Raw genomic sequence first — 16414 nt, forward strand, 5'->3', positions numbered from 1 at the left:
GCAGCAGGCCCCATGGCCGTTGCTGCGCTCCCAGACTAGGTGTCGTTTCTTTGCGCTGCCGGGGCCAGGCCCGAAGGCTGCCCCCAGCAGTGCTTGCTGGGAATTAAACATCTGTGCTTAACGCGCCAAGCGGCACGAAAGCTGACCCATCGGGCTTTGCGGTTCCCGCGTTGCCGCTGGTTTCCAGGGCATGCAGGGAAGACCAACCATGCGCCAGAGCGCGACGGTTGAGAACCCGAGCCTATCGACTAAGTTCCAGCGTGGATGCTTTATTTTGTGACCAATGCAGTGCAATTGCATGCATCTTGCAGTCACCGTGCAGCGCTTGCGTCCTTGGACGCAGCACGCGGGCTCCTCGCCTTCCATCCCCTCTGCCTTGCCTGGCTCCCGGGGTCTGCGCCCGGGGCCTCTGCCTGCGCTGCACGACATGCAGCGCCTGCGTGGTGATGATCGCTTGCAGGCAGGTCAGCACTGTGTAGGAAAAAACGAAAGGCGCCCGTCAGCACCCGGGCGCGAATTGTGCCAGCAAGCCAATCGCTGCGCCGGCAAAGGGCTTGATCAGGCTGACAAAAAATAACATTGCAAAGCAGAAGCGGCGGGTCCAACCCTGTGAAAAACAGTCCCTGCTGCCAGGGTGACAGCTTGCGTGCTTCCCCTCGTGCAAGCGGGCCCCGCTTTGCGTACGCTCGGCAAAAGCTTTCTCATCTGCCATGACCACCTCTGTTTCCTCCCCCCTGCCCCAGATCCAGCACTATGAACAATGGCTCAGCCAGCAGCATGGCCTGCAGTTTGAGGACTACGAGGCCCTGCACGCCTGGTCCGTGGCGCATCTGGCCGATTTCTGGCGCAGCATCTGGGACTACTACCAGCTCGAATCCCCGACGCCGATCACCGAGGTACTGAGCGCCGATCCGATGCCCGATGCGCGCTGGTTCAGCGGCGCCCAGGTCAGCCTGCCGCGCCAGCTGCTGCGCCATGCGGCGCTCGCCCAGCAAGCGGGCGTGCCGGCGATCGTCAGCGACAACGAGCTGGGCCAGGTGCGCGAGATGGCCTGGCCCGAGCTGCAGCGCCAGGTGGCCTCGGTGGCAGTGGCGCTGCGCAGCCTGGGCATTGGCCGGGGCGACCGGGTGGCCGCCTACATGCCCAATATCCCCGAGACGGTGGTCGCGATGCTGGCCTGCGTCAGCCTCGGCGCGGTCTGGAGCGTCTGCGCCCCCGACATGGGCGTGGCTGCCGTGGTGGACCGCTTCAAGCAGATCGAGCCCAAGGCATTGATCGCCGTCGACGGTGTGTACTACGGCGGCAAGCCGCTGGACCGCAGTGCCGTGGTGCAGTCCTTGCTGGCCGAGCTGCCCACGGTGCAGCACTGCCTGACCGTGCAGACCTCTTATGCGGCCGCCCCCGTGGGCAGCCACCACTGGGACTGGGCCACCACCGGCCAGGATGCGCAGGCTGTGGCCGGCTTCGAGCCCGAATGGCTGCCCTTTGACCACCCGATCTGGATCGTCTACTCCAGCGGCACCACCGGCCTGCCCAAACCCATCGTGCACGGCACTGGCGGCATCCTGCTCGCCTTGCATGTGGCGGGCCTGCACAACGACCTGGGCGCCAGTTACAGCGACAGCCATGCCGGCGAGCGCTTTCTCTGGTACAGCTCCACCGGCTGGGTGATGTGGAACATCCAGGTCAGCGGCCTGCTGTTTGGTACCACGATCACCATCTTCGACGGGCATCCGGCAGGCAGCAGCAGCCAGCCCGACTGGGGGGTGCTGTGGCGTTTTGCGGCCCGGCATCGCACCACCATCTTTGGCGCAGGGGCCGCCTATTACAGCAACTGCATGAAAGCCGGTCTGGACGTGGGCGCCATCGCCGGCCTGCAACAGGTGCGCACGTTGGGCAGCACCGGCTCGCCGCTCGCCCCCGAAGTGCAGCGCTGGGGCAGCGCCCAGCTGGCGGCTGCGGGGGCTGCCGAGGTGTTCTGGTGCAATATCTCGGGCGGCACCGATTTCTGCGGCGCCTTCATCGGCGGCAACCGCAGCCTGCCCCAGGCACCCGGGCGCATGCAATGCCGCTGGCTGGGCCATGCGGTCGAGGCCTGGAACGAGCAGGGCCAGCCCGTGCGCGACGAGGTGGGCGAGCTGGTGTGTACCCGGCCCATTCCGTCGATGCCGCTGTACTTCTGGAACGACCCGGGCAAGCAGCGCTACCTGGACAGCTATTTCGACCACTGGCCCGGCATCTGGCGCCACGGCGACTGGATTCAGATCAACAGCGACGGCAGCTGCGTGATCTATGGCCGCAGCGATGCCACCATCAACCGCCAGGGCCTGCGCATGGGCACCAGCGAAATCTACAACGCGATCGAGGCGCTGCCCGAGGTGCAGGATTCGATGGTCATCGACCTGGAGTACCTGGGCCGCGACAGCTATATGCCGCTGTTTGTCGTGCTGCGCGAGGGCCTGGTGCTGGATGCCGCCCTTCAGGACCGCATCGCGCAGGCGATACGCACCGCGCTGTCGCCCCGCTTTGTCCCCGACACCATCGTGCAGGTGGCCGAAGTGCCGCGCACCCTCACCGGCAAAAAGCTGGAGCTGCCGATCAAGAAGTTGCTCCTGGGCCAGCCTGCGGGCAAGGTGCTGAACCCCCAGACCATGGCCAACCCCGGCTGCCTGCCCTGGTACGAGGCCTATGCCGCCCGGCATCTGGCCCAGCACAGCGCGCAGACCGCCACCCCCTAGCCGGCACGGGGGCAGAGGCAGGTGCTGCCAAGCAGCCTTGCAACGGACGATGGCGGCGGCCTGGTGCAATAATGCAGATCCCTCTCGATGCACACGCTGCATCCGGCCTGGGTGCCTGAACCCTCGCGTTCCGCACCCACAGGCCTTTTCCGACACCGAACCCTATGAACGACCGCAGGCCCACGGCCTGCGTGTCTGTAATGCGTATGTCTTCAGCCATCTCCCTGCGCCTGGTTTTCATCCTGGGCCTGCTATCGGCCATTGGCCCTTTTGCCATCGACATGTACCTGCCGGCGCTGCCGCAGATTGGCGCCAGCCTGCAAGCGCCCGTCGGGGCCGTGCAAGCCAGCCTGACGGCCTTCTTCCTAGCACTGGGCGTGGGCCAGCCGCTGTTTGGCACCCTGGCCGACATGTGGGGCCGCAAGAAGCCGCTCTACCTGGGCCTGGCCATTTTTGTGCTGGCCAGTGTCGGCTGCGCGCTGGCGCAAGATATTCACACCCTGGTGGTGCTGCGCTTTGTCCAGGGCCTGGGCGCTGCAGCGGGCATGGCCATTCCGCGTGCAGTGGTGCGTGACCTGCACACCGGCCATGAAGCCGCCCGCATGATGTCGCTGCTGATGCTGGTGTTCAGCGTCTCGCCGATCCTCGCGCCGCTGGCCGGCAGCGGGGTGATTGCGGTTGGCGGCTGGCGCATGGTGTTCTGGGTGGTGGCCGCTGCCGCCCTCATCGGCATGGCCGCGATGGCGCGTGGCCTGCCCGAGACCCGCGCGGCCAGCCATGGGGTGGACAGCAGCCTGGGCGGCGTGCTCAAAGCCTATGGCCTGCTGCTGCGTGACTGGCACTACCTGGGGCTGGTGTTCATCGGCGCCTGCGCGATGGCCGGCTTCTTCGTCTACTTGGCGGGCTCGCCCTTTGTGCTGATCAACCACTATGGCCTCAGCACCACGCAGTACAGCATGGCCTTTGCGTTCAATGCGATTGCGTTCATTGGTGCGGCGCAGTTCACCGGCATGCTGGGCAAACGCTTTGGGCTGGTGCCCGTCGTCAAACTGGCCGCCACCGCCAGCGGCGTGGTGATGTGCTGCCTGCTGGCCTACTACCTGATGGGCGGCGACCAGCTCGCCGTGTTGATTGGCCTGTACTTTGTTGCCAGCGGCTTGATGGGCCTGGTCATCCCGACGACCTCGGTGCTGGCGCTGGAGGCGCATGGCCAGATCGCCGGCACCGCCTCGGCCTTGCTGGGTACCTTGCAGATGCTGACCGGTGCGGTGGCGATGCAGATTGTGGGCGTGTTCTCCAGCGGCAAACCGCTGCCGATGGTGGTGGGCATGGCCACCGGCGCGCTGTGTGGCGTGCTGCTGACCTGGATCACCTTGGGCGGGCGGCGCGGCGCAAAGGTCTGACACCCGCCAACGAAAAACGCCCCGCAGCTGCGGGGCGTTTTTACGGGGGGCGGATTAAACCTTGGGCTGGCGGTAGGCCAGGCAGAGCTTGTTGCCATCGGGGTCGCGCAGGTAGGCCAGGTACAGGGCTGCAGGGCCCTCGCCGCGCCAGCCCGGTGGGTCTTCACAGGCCACGCCGCCATGGGCCACGCCCACCGCATGCGCCTTGTCGACCTGCTCGGTGCTGCTGGCGGCAAAGCCGGTGGTGCTGCCATTGCCGATGCTGGCTGCCTCGCCATTGATGGGGGTGCTGACGCTGAAGGTGCCGCCATTGCCGCGCCAGAAATAGCGGTTCTTGTTGGCAGCACCCGGGGGCACGCCCAGCTCGGCGAGGAAGGCATCGTAGAACTGGCGTGATTTCTCCAGATCGCTGGTGCCGAGCATGATGTGGCTGAACATGAAAGTCTCCTTGCAGGGGTGGGAAAAGAAGGGGGTCGGTCGGGCAGCCGCCACTATAGCGGCGCTGCCAGGCGGCTGAAAACGCACGCTTGTCGCGCAGTATCCACCATCATCGCTGCCGGTTTGCAGCCAACACACAACAGTGCGAGGCTGTGCCAGCGCCACTGCTTAGCCCCTCGCTCTGGTCACCTGTCGCCGGCCTGCCACCTCCCCAGCCCGCACAGTCGCTATAGTCGCCCCCGGGCCTGCTGGGGTGCGTTGTGCGTGCCGGGTTCGGCCGGGCAATCCACACATGAATTTACAAAATACCTTCGGCCCGCAGGCCGCCTCGCACCTGCGGTTGATCGGCATGGCCTTGCTCTGGGGCGCCTCCTGGCCCAGCGGCCGCATCGTCGCCCAGCACATGCCGCCGCTGGCGGCGTCAGGCCTGCGTTTTGTGCTGGCCGCCGTGGTGCTGCTGGTCTGGCTCTATGCCGCAGGCGGCATGCGCGGGCTCAGGCAATGGCCGCCCAAGCGCTGGCTCGGCATGGTGGCCGCTGCAGCCACCGGCGTGTTTGGCTATGCCGCCTGCTTTTTGAGCGGTCTGCAGTACCTGCCCGCCAGCAAGGCGGCGCTCGTCATCACGCTCAACCCGGTGCTCACCTTGCTGCTGGCCGCCTGGATCTTTCGTGAGCGCATCAACCGCACCATCGCGCTGGGCATGGCGCTGGCAGCGCTGGGGGCCGTGCTAGTCATCTCGCACGGCGATCCGGCCCAGCTGCTGGCCGGCGGCCTGGGCCAGGGCGAGCTGCTGATTCTGGGCTGCGTGGCCTGCTGGGTCAGCTACACCCTGCTGGGCCGGGCGATACTGGCCGGGGTTGATGCGCTGTCCACCACCGCCGTCACCGCCACCATCGGCGCGGTCATGCTGCTGGCCGCAAGCCTGGTCGCCGAAGGGCCGCAGGGCATGGCCCGGGCCTTCGATGCCGGCCTGCCCGCCTGGGGCGCGCTGCTGTTCCTGGCCTGGGGCTCCACGGCGCTGGCTTACGCCTGGTACTTTGATGGCGTCAAGGCGCTGGGCGCCGGTGCCGCATCCGGCTACATCACCCTGGTGCCGGTGATTGGCGTGGCCTGCTCGGCCCTGTGGCTGGGCGAGCAGATCGATGCCTCGATGCTGCTGGGTGGCGCGATGGCCATCGCCGGCACCGTGGTGATGAACTGGGGCCGGCGCACACCGCGTGCGGTGGCGGCTGCAGCGGCCGCGCGCTAAAGGTCCAAGCCGGCGTCACACGGCCAGCGGGTCCTCGTTGAGCTGCGGCGGCAGCTCAGCCCAGGGCTCGTTGATGAACTGCTGGGCCGCATAGTCCATGAAGGCCTGCACGCGCGCGGGCCGGCTGCGGCCCGGCGGGGTGACGATGTTGAGCGACAGCACATCCGCCTCCCAGCCCGGCATGGCCGTCTGCAGGCTGCCATCGCGCAGCTCCTGCCACACCAGAAACGAGGGCTGCAAGGCCAGGCCCATGCCGGCCAGCAGCGCCGGTTGCAGCGCCTCGGCATTGTTCACCTGCATCTGTATCGGCATCACCTGCGTGTACTCGCCATGCCTTGCATGGCGAAAGCGCCAGCTGGTGCCATAGCGCGCCAGGCTGTACTGCAGGCCCTTGTGCTTGGCCAGATCACGCGGGTGCACCGGGCGGCCATAGCGCTCGAAGTAGGCCGGCGACCCCACCAGCAAGATGCGCACCTTGCACAAGGTGCGCGCAATCAGGCTCGAATCGCTCAGGTTGGCAATGCGCAGCGCCAGGTCGAAACGGTCGCGGATCAGGTCCACCTGCTCGTCGGCAAAGTGCAGGTTCAGCTCCACATCCGGGTGCATCGCCATGAACCGGGGCAGGATCGGCGACAGCCGCGCAATGCCGAACGACATCGGCGCGGCAATGCGGATCTGGCCGCGCAGGCTGGTGGATCGGTCGGTGATATCGGCCTCCACCGCCTCGCCTTCCTGCAGGATGCGCGTGGCCCGCTCCAGCGCGCTGCTGCCGGCGTCCGTCAGTGCCATGCGGCGCGAGGTGCGGTGGAACAGGCTGGTCTTCATGCGGCCCTCCAGCCGCGTAATGGCCTTCGATACCGTTGCCTGCGACAGCGCCAGTTCGGCAGCGGTGCGCGCGAACGATCCGGTCTCGGCCACCTTGGCAAAAATGGCCCAGGCCTCCAGGTCAGGCAGCTTGCTCATCGCTTCATCGCTTTCTCGATCACATCAAATATGGAATGAATGCTTTTCTATATTTTCTATTTTAATCATATTCAACGCGGCCTACACTTTCTTCATCGACGACAAACACCTGGAGAAAGACATGATTGAACGACGCAGCTTTGACAGCCTGGGCGGTGCCAACCACGGTTGGCTCGATGCCAAGCACCACTTCTCTTTTGCCGACTACCGCGACGCCCAGCGCGTGAACTGGGGCGCTCTGCGGGTCTGGAACGATGACACCATCGCGCCGCAAACCGGCTTCCCACCGCACGGCCATGCCGACATGGAAATCATCACCTATGTCCGTGAAGGTGCCATCACCCACGAAGACAGCCTGGGCAACCGGGGCCGCACCGAAGCCGGTGATGTGCAGGTGATGAGCGCCGGCAGCGGCGTGCGCCACTCGGAATACAACCTGGAGCCCACGACGACCCGCATCTTCCAGATCTGGATCCTGCCCGACCGCCAGGGCGACAAGCCCAGCTGGGGTGCCAAGCCCTTCCCCAAGGGTGACCGCAGCGGCAAGTTCGTGACCCTGGCCAGCGGCATGGATGGCGACAGCGACGCGCTGCCCATCCGCGCCAATGCCCGGGTGCTGGGTGCCACGATCAAGGCGGGTGAGAGCCTGGACTACGGTTTTGCGCATGCCGACCGCTATGGCTACCTGGTCCTTGCCAAGGGCAGTGCCTCGGTCAACGGTGTGGCGCTGTCCAGCCGCGATGGTGCCGCGATCCATGGCGAAACCACGATCCGCATCACTGCCACCGAAGACACCGAAATCGTGCTGGTGGATGCACCGGCCCTGAACTAAGTCAGCCCAGATTCCTTTTTCAACACACGCCTTCCCCGTTTTCACTTTTCCAGGAGCACGCACCATGACCAACAAAGCATTCCTCGAAGTCCTGACCCCCGCCAACAGCCAGATGATCTTCATCGACCAGCAGCCACAGATGGCGTTCGGCGTGCAGTCCATCGACCGCCAGACCCTGAAGAACAATGTGGTGGGCCTGGCCAAGGCGGCCAAGGTGTTCGGCGTGCCGACCACCATCACCACGGTCGAGACCCACAGCTTCTCGGGCCACACCTACCCCGAGCTGCTGAACGTCTTCCCCGGCAACCCCATCCTGGAGCGCACCTCGATGAACTCCTGGGACGACCAGAATGTGCGTGATGCGCTGGCTGCCAACGTCGCCAAGGGCCACAAGAAGATCATCGTCTCCGGCCTGTGGACCGAGGTCTGCAACACCACCTTTGCACTGAGCGCCATGCACGACGCCGGCTACGAGATCTACATGGTGGCCGACGCCTCGGGCGGCACCTCGCTCGAAGCGCACAACCAGGCCATGCAGCGCATGGTGCAGGCCGGTGTGGTGCCCGTCACCTGGCAGCAGGTGCTGCTGGAATGGCAGCGTGACTGGGCCAAGCGCGAGACCTATGACGCGGTGATGGACATCGTGCGCGAACACTCCGGTGCCTACGGCATGGGCGTGGACTATGCCTACACGATGGTGCACAAAGCGCCCGAGCGTGCACAGCACGGCAACACCATCGGCCCCAAGCCTGCTGTTTAATTGCTTCCAGGTGGGGGCTGGCGTCTTCGCACGCAGGCCCAGACACCCACCGCCGCCACCCCTCACCAACCACCCAGCACGCCACTGCCATGACCACCTCCAGCCCCGACATCATCTTTCACAACGGCCGCTTCACCACGTTGAACAAGGCCCAGCCCACGGCCAGCGCAGTGGCCATCCGCGATGGCAAGTTTGTCGCCGTGGGCAGTGATGCCGAGGTGCTGGCGCTGGCCGGCAGCGGCACCCGCAAGGTCGACCTGCAAGGCCGCAGCGCGCTGCCCGGCCTGTTTGACAACCACACCCATGTGATCCGGGGCGGTCTGAACTTCAACATGGAGCTGCGCTGGGACGGCGTGCGCTCGCTCGCCGATGCGCTGGAGATGCTGCGCCAGCAGGTGGCGATCACACCCGCACCGCAGTGGGTGCGCGTGGTGGGCGGTTTTACCGAGCACCAGTTTGTCGAAAAGCGCCTGCCGACCCTGGCCGAGATCAATGCGATTGCGCCGGACACCCCTGTGTTCCTGCTGCACCTGTATGACCGCGCCCTGCTCAACGCCGCTGCGCTGCGCGCCGTGGGCTACCACCGCGACACGCCCCAGCCACCGGGCGGCGAAATCGTGCGCGACAGCCAGGGCAACCCGCAGGGCCTGCTGCTGGCCAAGCCCAATGCCACCATCCTCTATTCCACCTTGGCCAAGGGCCCCAAGCTGCCCTTCGAGTACCAGGTCAACTCCACGCGCCACTTCATGCGCGAGCTCAACCGCCTGGGCGTGACCGGTGTCATCGACGCCGGTGGCGGCTCGCAGAACTACCCCGATGACTACCAGGTCATCGAAGAGCTCAACAAGCAAGGCCAGATCACCGTGCGCCTGGCCTACAACCTGTTCACGCAAAAGCCCAAGGAAGAAAAGGACGACTTTCTGCAGTGGACGCAGTCGGTCAAGTACAAGCAAGGCAACGACTACTTCCGCCACAATGGCGCCGGCGAGATGCTGGTGTACTCGGCGGCCGACTTTGAAGACTTTCGCCAGCCCCGCCCCGACATGCCCCCGCAGATGGAGACCGAGCTCGAAGACGTGGTGCGCGTGCTGGTGCAGAACCAATGGCCCTGGCGCCTGCATGCCACCTATGACGAGACCATCAGCCGCGCGCTCGATGTCTTCGAAAAGGTGCACCAGGAAACGCCCATCGACGGCCTGAACTGGTTCTTTGACCATGCTGAAACCATCTCCGACCGCTCGATCGACCGCATTGCCGCGCTCGGCGGCGGCATTGCCGTGCAGCACCGCATGGCCTACCAGGGCGAGTACTTTGCCGAACGCTATGGCCACCAGGCGATGGAAGCCACGCCGCCCGTGAAGAAGATGCTGGAAAAAGGCGTGAAGGTCTCCGCCGGTACCGATGCCACCCGCGTGGCCTCGTACAACCCCTGGGTGTCGCTGTCCTGGATGGTGACCGGCAAGACCGTCGGCGGCATGCAGATGTACCCCGAGCGCAACCTGCTCGACCGCGAAACCGCGCTGCGCATGTGGACCGAGAACGTGGCCTGGTTCTCCAACGAGGAAGGTGCGCGTGGCCGCATCCAGGTGGGCCAGTTTGCCGACCTGATCGTGCCGAGCAAGGACTATTTCCAGGTGCCCGAGGATGAAATCTCCTTCCTCACCTCGGACCTGACCGTGGTCGGTGGCCGGGTGGTGTACGGCGCAGGCAGCTTTGCCCGCCATGACGACAACCCGCTGCCCCCAGCGATGCCCGACTGGTCGCCCGTGCGCCGCTTTGGTGGCTATGGCGCCTGGGGCGAGCCCGAAGGTGCCGGCAAACACTCGCTGAACCCCGCCCGCTACCGCAGCCTGGCTGCTGGCTGCGGCTGCGGCAGCCACTGCGGCATGCACGGCCACCAGCATGCCGATGCCTGGGCCTCGCAGGTGCCGGCCTCCGACATGCAAGGCTTCTTTGGCGCGCTGGGCTGCTCCTGCTGGATGTCCTGAGCGGTCTGCCCACCCTATCCATATCTGCTGATCCGAGACCCGCCATGAACCCCTCCCACCCCGACCATCCCCCGGCGCAGCCCGCTGCCCCGGCCCCGCCTTCCGGCGGCAGCTTTGCCCCCTTGCAGCAAAAGCTGTTTGCCGTGCTGTGGATTGCCACCGTCGTCGGCAACACCGGCAGCTTTGTGCGCGATGTGGCCAGCGCCTGGCTGATGACCGACCTCTCGCCCTCGCCAACGGCCGTGGCGCTGGTGCAGGCGGCAGCCTCGGCACCGGCCTTTCTGCTGGCCATCCCGGCAGGCGTGCTGTCCGATATCCTGGACCGCCGCAAGTTCCTGATTGCCATCCAGGTGCTGCTGGCCTGCGTCAGCATTACCTTGATGACCCTGTCGGCGATGGGCATGCAGACCGTGGGCTCGCTCGTGGCACTGACCTTTCTGGGCGGCATTGGCGCCGCGCTGATGGGCCCGACCTGGCAGGCCATCGTGCCCGAGCTGGTTGCCAAGCGGGACCTCAAATCAGCGGTGGCCCTCAACTCGCTGGGCATCAACATTGCCCGCGCCATCGGCCCGGCTTTGGGTGGTGTGGTGCTGGCCGGCCTGGGTGCCTCGGTCACCTACGGGGTGGATGTGATCAGCTACGCCTTTGTGATTGCGGCGCTGCTGTGGTGGCCGCGCCCCAAGGCCGAGCAGGACGACCTGAGCGAGCGCTTTGCAGGCGCCTTCCGTGCCGGCCTGCGCTATGCCCGCTCCAGCCGCGAGCTGCATGTGGTGCTGCTGCGTGCCTTCCTGTTCTTTGCACTGGCCAGCTCGGTCTGGGCGCTGCTGCCCCTGGTGGCCCGCCAGCTGCTGGGCGGTGGTGCCGGCTTCTACGGTGTGCTGCTGGGCGCCGTTGGTGTCGGTGCCATTGGCGGTGCCTTCCTGCTGCCCAAGCTGCGTGCCCGCCTGTCGTCCGATGGCCTGCTGCTGATGTCGGCCCTGGTCTCGGCTGCCGTGATGGCCTTCCTGGCGGTGTCGCCGCCCCAATGGGCTGCTGTGCTGGCGCTGCTGCTGCTGGGCCAGTCCTGGATCACCGCGCTCACCACGCTCAACGGTGCCGCCCAGGCCATTCTGCCCAACTGGGTGCGGGGCCGTGCGCTGGCCGTCTACCTGACCGTGTTCAACGGCGCGATGACTTTCGGCAGCCTCAGCTGGGGCTTTACCGCCAAGGCACTGGGAGTGCCCAACACCTTGCTGGCGGGTGCTGCTGGCCTGGTCGTGATGGGCCTGATCGCCCACCGCATCAAGCTGCCCGAAGGTGAAGCCGACCTGGTGCCATCCAACCACTGGCCCGAGCCGCTGACCGCCCACCCGGTCGACAAGGACAGGGGCCCGGTGATGATCCAGATCCGCTACCACGTGGCCAAGGACAACCACGCCCCCTTCCTCAAGGCCCTCGCCCGCCTGTCTGCCGCCCGCCGCCGCGACGGCGCCTATGCCTGGGGCATCGTGCAGGACACCGCCTCCGAGGACCACTTCATGGAGTGGTTCCAGGTGGAATCCTGGGCCGAGCACCTGCGCCAGCACAAGCGGGTGACCCATAGCGATGCCGATGTGCAAAGCGAAGTGGCGCAGTACCACCAAGGCAGTGAACCCCCGGTGGTCCAGCATTTCCTGTCGGTGAACCACCCCGCCCAAGGCCATGCCTGAGCATTGAACCTGGCCACCCAGGCTGCCCACCGGCCGCCTGGGTGCTGCGTTTGAAAGGGGTCTGCACGCCCGCCGCTGTCGCCGGGCGTGCAGACGCCTCAAAGCCGATCAGCCGCGCTCAAAAGCCTGCGCACATTGCCAGCCCAGCGCTGCCAGCGGGCCGGCCTTGGCGCCGGTGGCCACGGCATCGGCGGCAGCGGCCGTGCCATCGGCGGCGCGCTGCGCAATGCCGTAGAGGATGGCGGCCATGCGGAACAGGTTGAAGGCCAGGTAGTACTCCCAAAGGGGGCCCGGGTCGCGGCCCGTGCGCTCGGCATACAGCGCCAGGTACTGGCGCTCGTCGGGGATGCCCAGCGCCGCCAGATCACAACCACCCATGCCGCGCCACAGCGCGGGCGGCACGCGCCAGGCCATGCCGTGGTAGGCCAGGTCGGCCAGCGGATCGCCCAGAGTGGACAGCTCCCAGTCCAGCACGCCGATGATCTGCGGCTCGCTGGGGTGCCAGACGAGGTTGTCCAGCCGGTAGTCACCATGCACCAGGGTGGTCTCTTCAGCCTTAGGCAGGTGCTGGGGCAGCCAGTCCATCAGCTGCTGCATCGCAGGGTCTACCGGCACGCGCAGCTGCTGGGTCTGCTGGCTCCAGCGCCTGGTCTGGCGCGCCACATAGCCGCCCGGGCGGCCATAGCTGCCCAGGCCCAGCGCGGCCGGGTCCAGCTGGTGCAGCGCGGCGATCACGCGGTTCATCTCGCCATACAGCGCGCCGCGCTCGGCCGCCTGCATGCCGGGCAAGGCCGGGTCCACCAGCACCCGGCCGTCCAGAAAATCCATCAGGTAGAACGGCGTACCCAGCAGCTCGGTATCGTCGCAGTAGGCCAGCATGCGGGGCACCGGCACGGCTGTGCCGGCCAAGGCCTGCATCACCTGGTGCTCGCGGTCGATCGCGTGGGCACCGGCCACCAGGCTGCCAGCGGGCTGCTTGCGCAGCACCATCTGCCGCCCGCCCAGCTGCAGCTTGTAGGTGGGGTTGGACTGGCCGCCCGCCAGCACGCTGACGGCAACCGACTCACCCTTCGACAGGCCCAGGCCGTGCAGATAGGGCTGCAGCCGCTGCGCCAGCGCCTGCGGGCTGTGGCTGGCGGCGTTCACAGCGGGCGCGGTGCTGCGGGCACCGCCTGGATGATCGCCGGCACGCCGCGCTCGGCCTGCGCATCCTTCTCGGCCGCCTGCACTAGCTTGCGCGCCATGCTGAAGCGGTGCACCTCGCTGGGGCCGTCGTAGATGCGAAAGGCGCGCATGTCCATGAAGATACGCATCACCGGGGTCTCCATGGTCACGCCCTGGCCGCCCAGGATCTGCACGCAGCGGTCCACCACGCGCCATTCGGCCTCGGAGCAGACCACCTTGGCGCGGCTCGATTCATAGCTGCCCTGCTCGCCCTGGTCCAGCAGCCAGGCGGTGTGCCAGATATGCAGGCGCGCGGTGTGCAGGTCCATGTCGTTGTCGGCCAGCATGAAGCCCACGCCCTCGTGCGAGGACAGCGGCTTGCCAAAGGCCGTGCGGCGGCGGGCATAGGCCAGCGCCACATCCTGCGCGCGCCGGGCCTGGCCCAGCCAGCGCATGCAGTGCGTCAGCCGCGCGGGCGCCAGGCGCACCTGGGCATAGCGAAAGCCCTTGCCGACCTCGCCCAGAATGGCGCTGGCCGGCACGCGCAGCTGGTCAAAGCGCAGCACGCCGTGGCCGCCGGTAAAGCAGGCATCCATCGCATCCATCGAGCGCTCCAGCGTGATGCCGGGCTGGTCCATATCGCTCAAAAACATCGTCGCGCCACCGTCTTCGGTGCGGGCCATGATGATCGCGTAGTCCGCCCCTTCGGCACCGGTGATGAACCATTTCTGCCCGCTGATCAGGTAGTCATCGCCATCGCGCACCGCCACCGTGGCCAGCGCCGCCGGGTCGGAGCCGGCACCCGGCGCGGGCTCGGTCATCGCAAAGCAGGAACGCAGCTGGCCCGCGACCTGCGGGCGCAGCCAGCGCGCCTGCTGGGCCGGGGTGGCGACCGCCTCCATCAGGTGGATATTGCCTTCATCGGGCGCATGGATGTTGAGCGCCGTCGGGCCCAGCCAGGAGTAGCCGGCCTCTTCAAACACCACTGCCTTCTCGACATGGGTGAGGCCCAGCCCGCCCAGTTCGCGCGACGCATGGGGCGTGAGCAGGCCGGCCGCGCGGGCGCGCTCGACCAGCTCGCGGCGCAGCGCCTCATCGGGGCCATGGCGGCTTTGCCGGGCATCGTTCTCCAGCGGTATCACCTGCGCGGCGATAAAGGCGCGGGTCTTGTCGCGCAGCGCCAGCAGTTCGGGGGACAGGGAAAAATCCATGGTGCGGTCTTCGGGTAAGGGGGCCTGCAAATGGTGCCATGCGCCGCGTGCCAGGCCGTCACAGTTGAGACAGAGCGGCCCGGCACTGCACACCAGCGCCTGCCCAAGACGCCCTGGCGTCGTACCCCGGACTTGGAGATGGGCTATAAACAAAGGATGCCCATCCAAGCCGAATCTGCAGCTCTTACCCCCGTGGCCACCGCTGAGGCCTATACCCGCCACCTGCCGCTGGCGGGCACCACCAATTTCCGCGATCTGGGCGGCTACCAGGGCCTGGACGGCCGCACCGTGCGCTGGCGCAAGCTGTTCCGCTCCGACCACCTGGCCTTGCTCAGCCCCGCATCCCAACTGCAGCTGCTGCGCGAGCTGGGCGTGGCCCGCTCGGCCGATTTTCGTGGCCAGCGCGAGCAGACGGTGGACCACTATGCGATCGACGGCCTCCAGCACCACTCGCTGGCCATCGAGCCGACCCTGGTGCAGCGCGCCTTTAGCCTGATGCAGCAAGGCCAGCGCCTGACGGCCGCCCACACGGTGGAGCTGATGCAGGACACCTACCGCAGCTTCATCCACGACCATGCGGCCCCGTTTGCGCAGTTCTTCGAGATGCTGCTCGACAGCGATGCGCCTATCGTCTTCCACTGCACCGCCGGCAAGGACCGCACCGGCTGGGCCGCCACCTTGCTGCTGACCACGCTGGGCGTGCCCCAGGATGTTGTGTTGCAGGACTACCTGCTGACCAACGACTACTACCACCGCCCGGCCGAAGCCGTGGCCGCTGCCGCCCACATCCCCGAGGACGTGCTGCAGGTGCTGTGGCGGGTGCAGGAGCCCTTCCTGACCGCCGCGATCCAGCCCGTGCTGCAGGACTACGGCAGCATCCCCAACTATGTGGAAAAGGTGCTGGGCGTGGATGCAAAAGCCCAGCAAAAGCTCGCGCAGATGTATCTGGAATAATCGGTTGTTCCTTCGACCTAAGGCTCCACTATGAGCCGCCAGCCGATGAACAACCTTCCCTCCTCCCCTCGCCCGCCGGGCTCCTTTCGTTGGACACCCCGCCAGATCGCACTGGCCAGCCTTTTGGTGCTGGCCGTTGTGCTGTGCTGGCTGCCGGCTTTTCAGACCATGGCCGACCGCTATGTGGATGACGGCCTGCAACGCTCCTTGCTCAGCTTTGCTACGGCCCGTGCGCTGCACAGCGTCGTCTCGGTGCTGCAGGGCACCGAGCTGGCCGTGCAGCCGATGGGCGTGGGCCTGACCTTGACCCTTGGCCAGGTGCTGGCCCCCATCAGCGACCTGGTCGCCCAGTTTGCCGACTGGATGCTCTGGGCCAGCATTGCGTTTGGGCTGCAAAAGCTGCTGCTGTCGATGGGGGGCAGCTATGGCGTGACGGGGCTGCTCAGCCTCATCGCACTGGCCTGGCTGCTGCTGCGCTGGCGCCAGCAGGCGGTGCCGACCTGGCTCAGCCGCTTGCTGGTGGTGCTGCTGTTCACCCGGCTGGTGATGCCCGTCACCATCATCGGCAGCGAGGCGCTGTTCCAGCACTTCATCGCGCAGACCTACCAGGAGAACCAGATCGCCACCGAAAGTGCGGTAGGCCAGTTGCAGCAGTTTGATGTGCGCGCGCCGGCCAAGGCGCCAGCTGCGGACGCAGCCACGCCGACCCCGCCGGCCAGCCCCGCCGTGGCGCCGTCATCCAGCCTCTGGGAGCGCTTCAAGCAATGGGGCCAGCAGGCCCAGCAATCGGCCAGCCAGGCGGCATCGGGGGTGCAGGATCTCGTGCGCAACCCGGGCGATGCGCTGCGCGACAAGCTCGGCGAGCTGCAGCAGCAGCTCGACCAGCAGGTGGAGCGCTTGGTGACCTTGATGGTGGTGTTTGCGCTGCAGACCCTCGTGATACCGCTGGTGCTGGTCTGGGCGCTGCTGCAGCTGTGCAAGGGCTTGCTGGCCGGGCCACGCCAGCCAGTTGCCAAATCGTAGGAG

13 protein-coding genes are annotated in these 16414 nt (G+C 66.7%); 9 read left to right on the forward strand and 4 right to left on the reverse strand.

The genetic code is table 11. The features are described from left to right. Positions 1–710: 710 nt before the first annotated feature. Both ACCQ08_RS05620 and ACCQ08_RS05625 read left to right on the forward strand, forming a co-directional pair. Complete coding sequence (locus ACCQ08_RS05620) at positions 711–2738, forward strand: acetoacetate--CoA ligase (RefSeq protein ID WP_373449158.1); 2028 nt, start codon at positions 711–713, stop codon at positions 2736–2738. 206 nt (positions 2739–2944) lie between these two features. Next, complete coding sequence (locus ACCQ08_RS05625) at positions 2945–4141, forward strand: multidrug effflux MFS transporter (protein ID WP_312450971.1); 1197 nt, start codon at positions 2945–2947, stop codon at positions 4139–4141. A 54-nt stretch (positions 4142–4195) separates the two neighbouring features. Here ACCQ08_RS05625 and ACCQ08_RS05630 read toward each other — a convergent pair whose 3' ends face one another. Next, positions 4196–4579 (reverse strand): VOC family protein, encoded by a 384-nt coding sequence (locus tag ACCQ08_RS05630; RefSeq protein WP_312412072.1) that lies wholly within the window; start codon positions 4577–4579, stop codon positions 4196–4198. Positions 4580–4871: 292 nt separating this feature from the next. Between ACCQ08_RS05630 and ACCQ08_RS05635 the strand changes: the two genes are divergently transcribed. Further along, complete coding sequence (locus tag ACCQ08_RS05635; protein ID WP_373449159.1) at positions 4872–5828, forward strand: DMT family transporter; 957 nt, start codon at positions 4872–4874, stop codon at positions 5826–5828. Positions 5829–5843: 15 nt separating this feature from the next. On the opposite strand, the gene ACCQ08_RS05640 is transcribed toward ACCQ08_RS05635, so the two are convergent. Then, positions 5844–6791 (reverse strand): LysR substrate-binding domain-containing protein, encoded by a 948-nt coding sequence (locus tag ACCQ08_RS05640; protein WP_373449160.1) that lies wholly within the window; start codon positions 6789–6791, stop codon positions 5844–5846. Positions 6792–6912: 121 nt separating this feature from the next. Here ACCQ08_RS05640 and ACCQ08_RS05645 point away from each other — a divergent pair, with 121 nt between their 5' ends. The 4 genes from ACCQ08_RS05645 (at position 6913) to ACCQ08_RS05660 (ending at position 12059) form a co-directional block, all read left to right on the forward strand. Further along, on the forward strand, positions 6913–7623 hold the full coding sequence (locus tag ACCQ08_RS05645) for a pirin family protein (RefSeq protein ID WP_312527860.1): 711 nt from the start codon (positions 6913–6915) through the stop codon (positions 7621–7623). A gap of 64 nt (positions 7624–7687) precedes the next feature. Then, positions 7688–8383 carry a hydrolase gene (locus ACCQ08_RS05650; RefSeq protein WP_373449161.1) on the forward strand — a complete coding sequence of 232 codons (696 nt, stop codon included), beginning with the start codon at positions 7688–7690 and terminating at the stop codon, positions 8381–8383. 89 nt (positions 8384–8472) lie between these two features. Further along, entirely contained in the window at positions 8473–10371 is a 1899-nt protein-coding gene (locus ACCQ08_RS05655) for an amidohydrolase (RefSeq protein WP_373449162.1), read from the forward strand. A 44-nt stretch (positions 10372–10415) separates the two neighbouring features. Further along, positions 10416–12059: an MFS transporter gene (locus tag ACCQ08_RS05660; RefSeq protein ID WP_373449163.1), complete on the forward strand. Its 1644-nt coding sequence runs from the start codon at positions 10416–10418 to the stop codon at positions 12057–12059. Positions 12060–12167: 108 nt separating this feature from the next. Here the strand turns inward: ACCQ08_RS05660 and ACCQ08_RS05665 are convergent, their stop codons facing one another. Next, the gene (locus ACCQ08_RS05665; protein ID WP_373449164.1) at positions 12168–13205 is read right to left on the reverse strand and encodes a phosphotransferase family protein; all 1038 of its coding nucleotides are present in this window, start codon (positions 13203–13205) and stop codon (positions 12168–12170) included. Further along, the gene (locus ACCQ08_RS05670; RefSeq protein WP_373449165.1) at positions 13202–14434 is read right to left on the reverse strand and encodes an acyl-CoA dehydrogenase family protein; all 1233 of its coding nucleotides are present in this window, start codon (positions 14432–14434) and stop codon (positions 13202–13204) included. The genes ACCQ08_RS05665 and ACCQ08_RS05670 overlap by 4 nt, the downstream gene beginning before the upstream one ends. A gap of 192 nt (positions 14435–14626) precedes the next feature. On the opposite strand from ACCQ08_RS05670, the gene ACCQ08_RS05675 reads away from it, so the two are divergent. Next, positions 14627–15388 carry a tyrosine-protein phosphatase gene (locus ACCQ08_RS05675; protein ID WP_373449166.1) on the forward strand — a complete coding sequence of 254 codons (762 nt, stop codon included), beginning with the start codon at positions 14627–14629 and terminating at the stop codon, positions 15386–15388. A 45-nt stretch (positions 15389–15433) separates the two neighbouring features. Continuing rightward, positions 15434–16411: a hypothetical protein gene (locus ACCQ08_RS05680; protein ID WP_373449167.1), complete on the forward strand. Its 978-nt coding sequence runs from the start codon at positions 15434–15436 to the stop codon at positions 16409–16411. Positions 16412–16414: the final 3 nt, after the last annotated feature.

Source organism: Comamonas sp. SY3 (assembly GCF_041730275.1).
Lineage (GTDB): Bacteria > Pseudomonadota > Gammaproteobacteria > Burkholderiales > Burkholderiaceae_C > Comamonas > Comamonas sediminis.

Coding starts and splice junctions, on each gene's coding strand:
- ACCQ08_RS05620 (WP_373449158.1), top strand. CDS start 711: ATGACCACCTCTGTTTCCTCCCCCCTGCCCCAGATCCAGCACTATGAA.
- ACCQ08_RS05625 (WP_312450971.1), top strand. CDS start 2,945: ATGTCTTCAGCCATCTCCCTGCGCCTGGTTTTCATCCTGGGCCTGCTA.
- ACCQ08_RS05630 (WP_312412072.1), bottom strand. CDS start 4,579: ATGTTCAGCCACATCATGCTCGGCACCAGCGATCTGGAGAAATCACGC.
- ACCQ08_RS05635 (WP_373449159.1), top strand. CDS start 4,872: ATGAATTTACAAAATACCTTCGGCCCGCAGGCCGCCTCGCACCTGCGG.
- ACCQ08_RS05640 (WP_373449160.1), bottom strand. CDS start 6,791: ATGAGCAAGCTGCCTGACCTGGAGGCCTGGGCCATTTTTGCCAAGGTG.
- ACCQ08_RS05645 (WP_312527860.1), top strand. CDS start 6,913: ATGATTGAACGACGCAGCTTTGACAGCCTGGGCGGTGCCAACCACGGT.
- ACCQ08_RS05650 (WP_373449161.1), top strand. CDS start 7,688: ATGACCAACAAAGCATTCCTCGAAGTCCTGACCCCCGCCAACAGCCAG.
- ACCQ08_RS05655 (WP_373449162.1), top strand. CDS start 8,473: ATGACCACCTCCAGCCCCGACATCATCTTTCACAACGGCCGCTTCACC.
- ACCQ08_RS05660 (WP_373449163.1), top strand. CDS start 10,416: ATGAACCCCTCCCACCCCGACCATCCCCCGGCGCAGCCCGCTGCCCCG.
- ACCQ08_RS05670 (WP_373449165.1), bottom strand. CDS start 14,434: ATGGATTTTTCCCTGTCCCCCGAACTGCTGGCGCTGCGCGACAAGACC.
- ACCQ08_RS05680 (WP_373449167.1), top strand. CDS start 15,434: ATGAACAACCTTCCCTCCTCCCCTCGCCCGCCGGGCTCCTTTCGTTGG.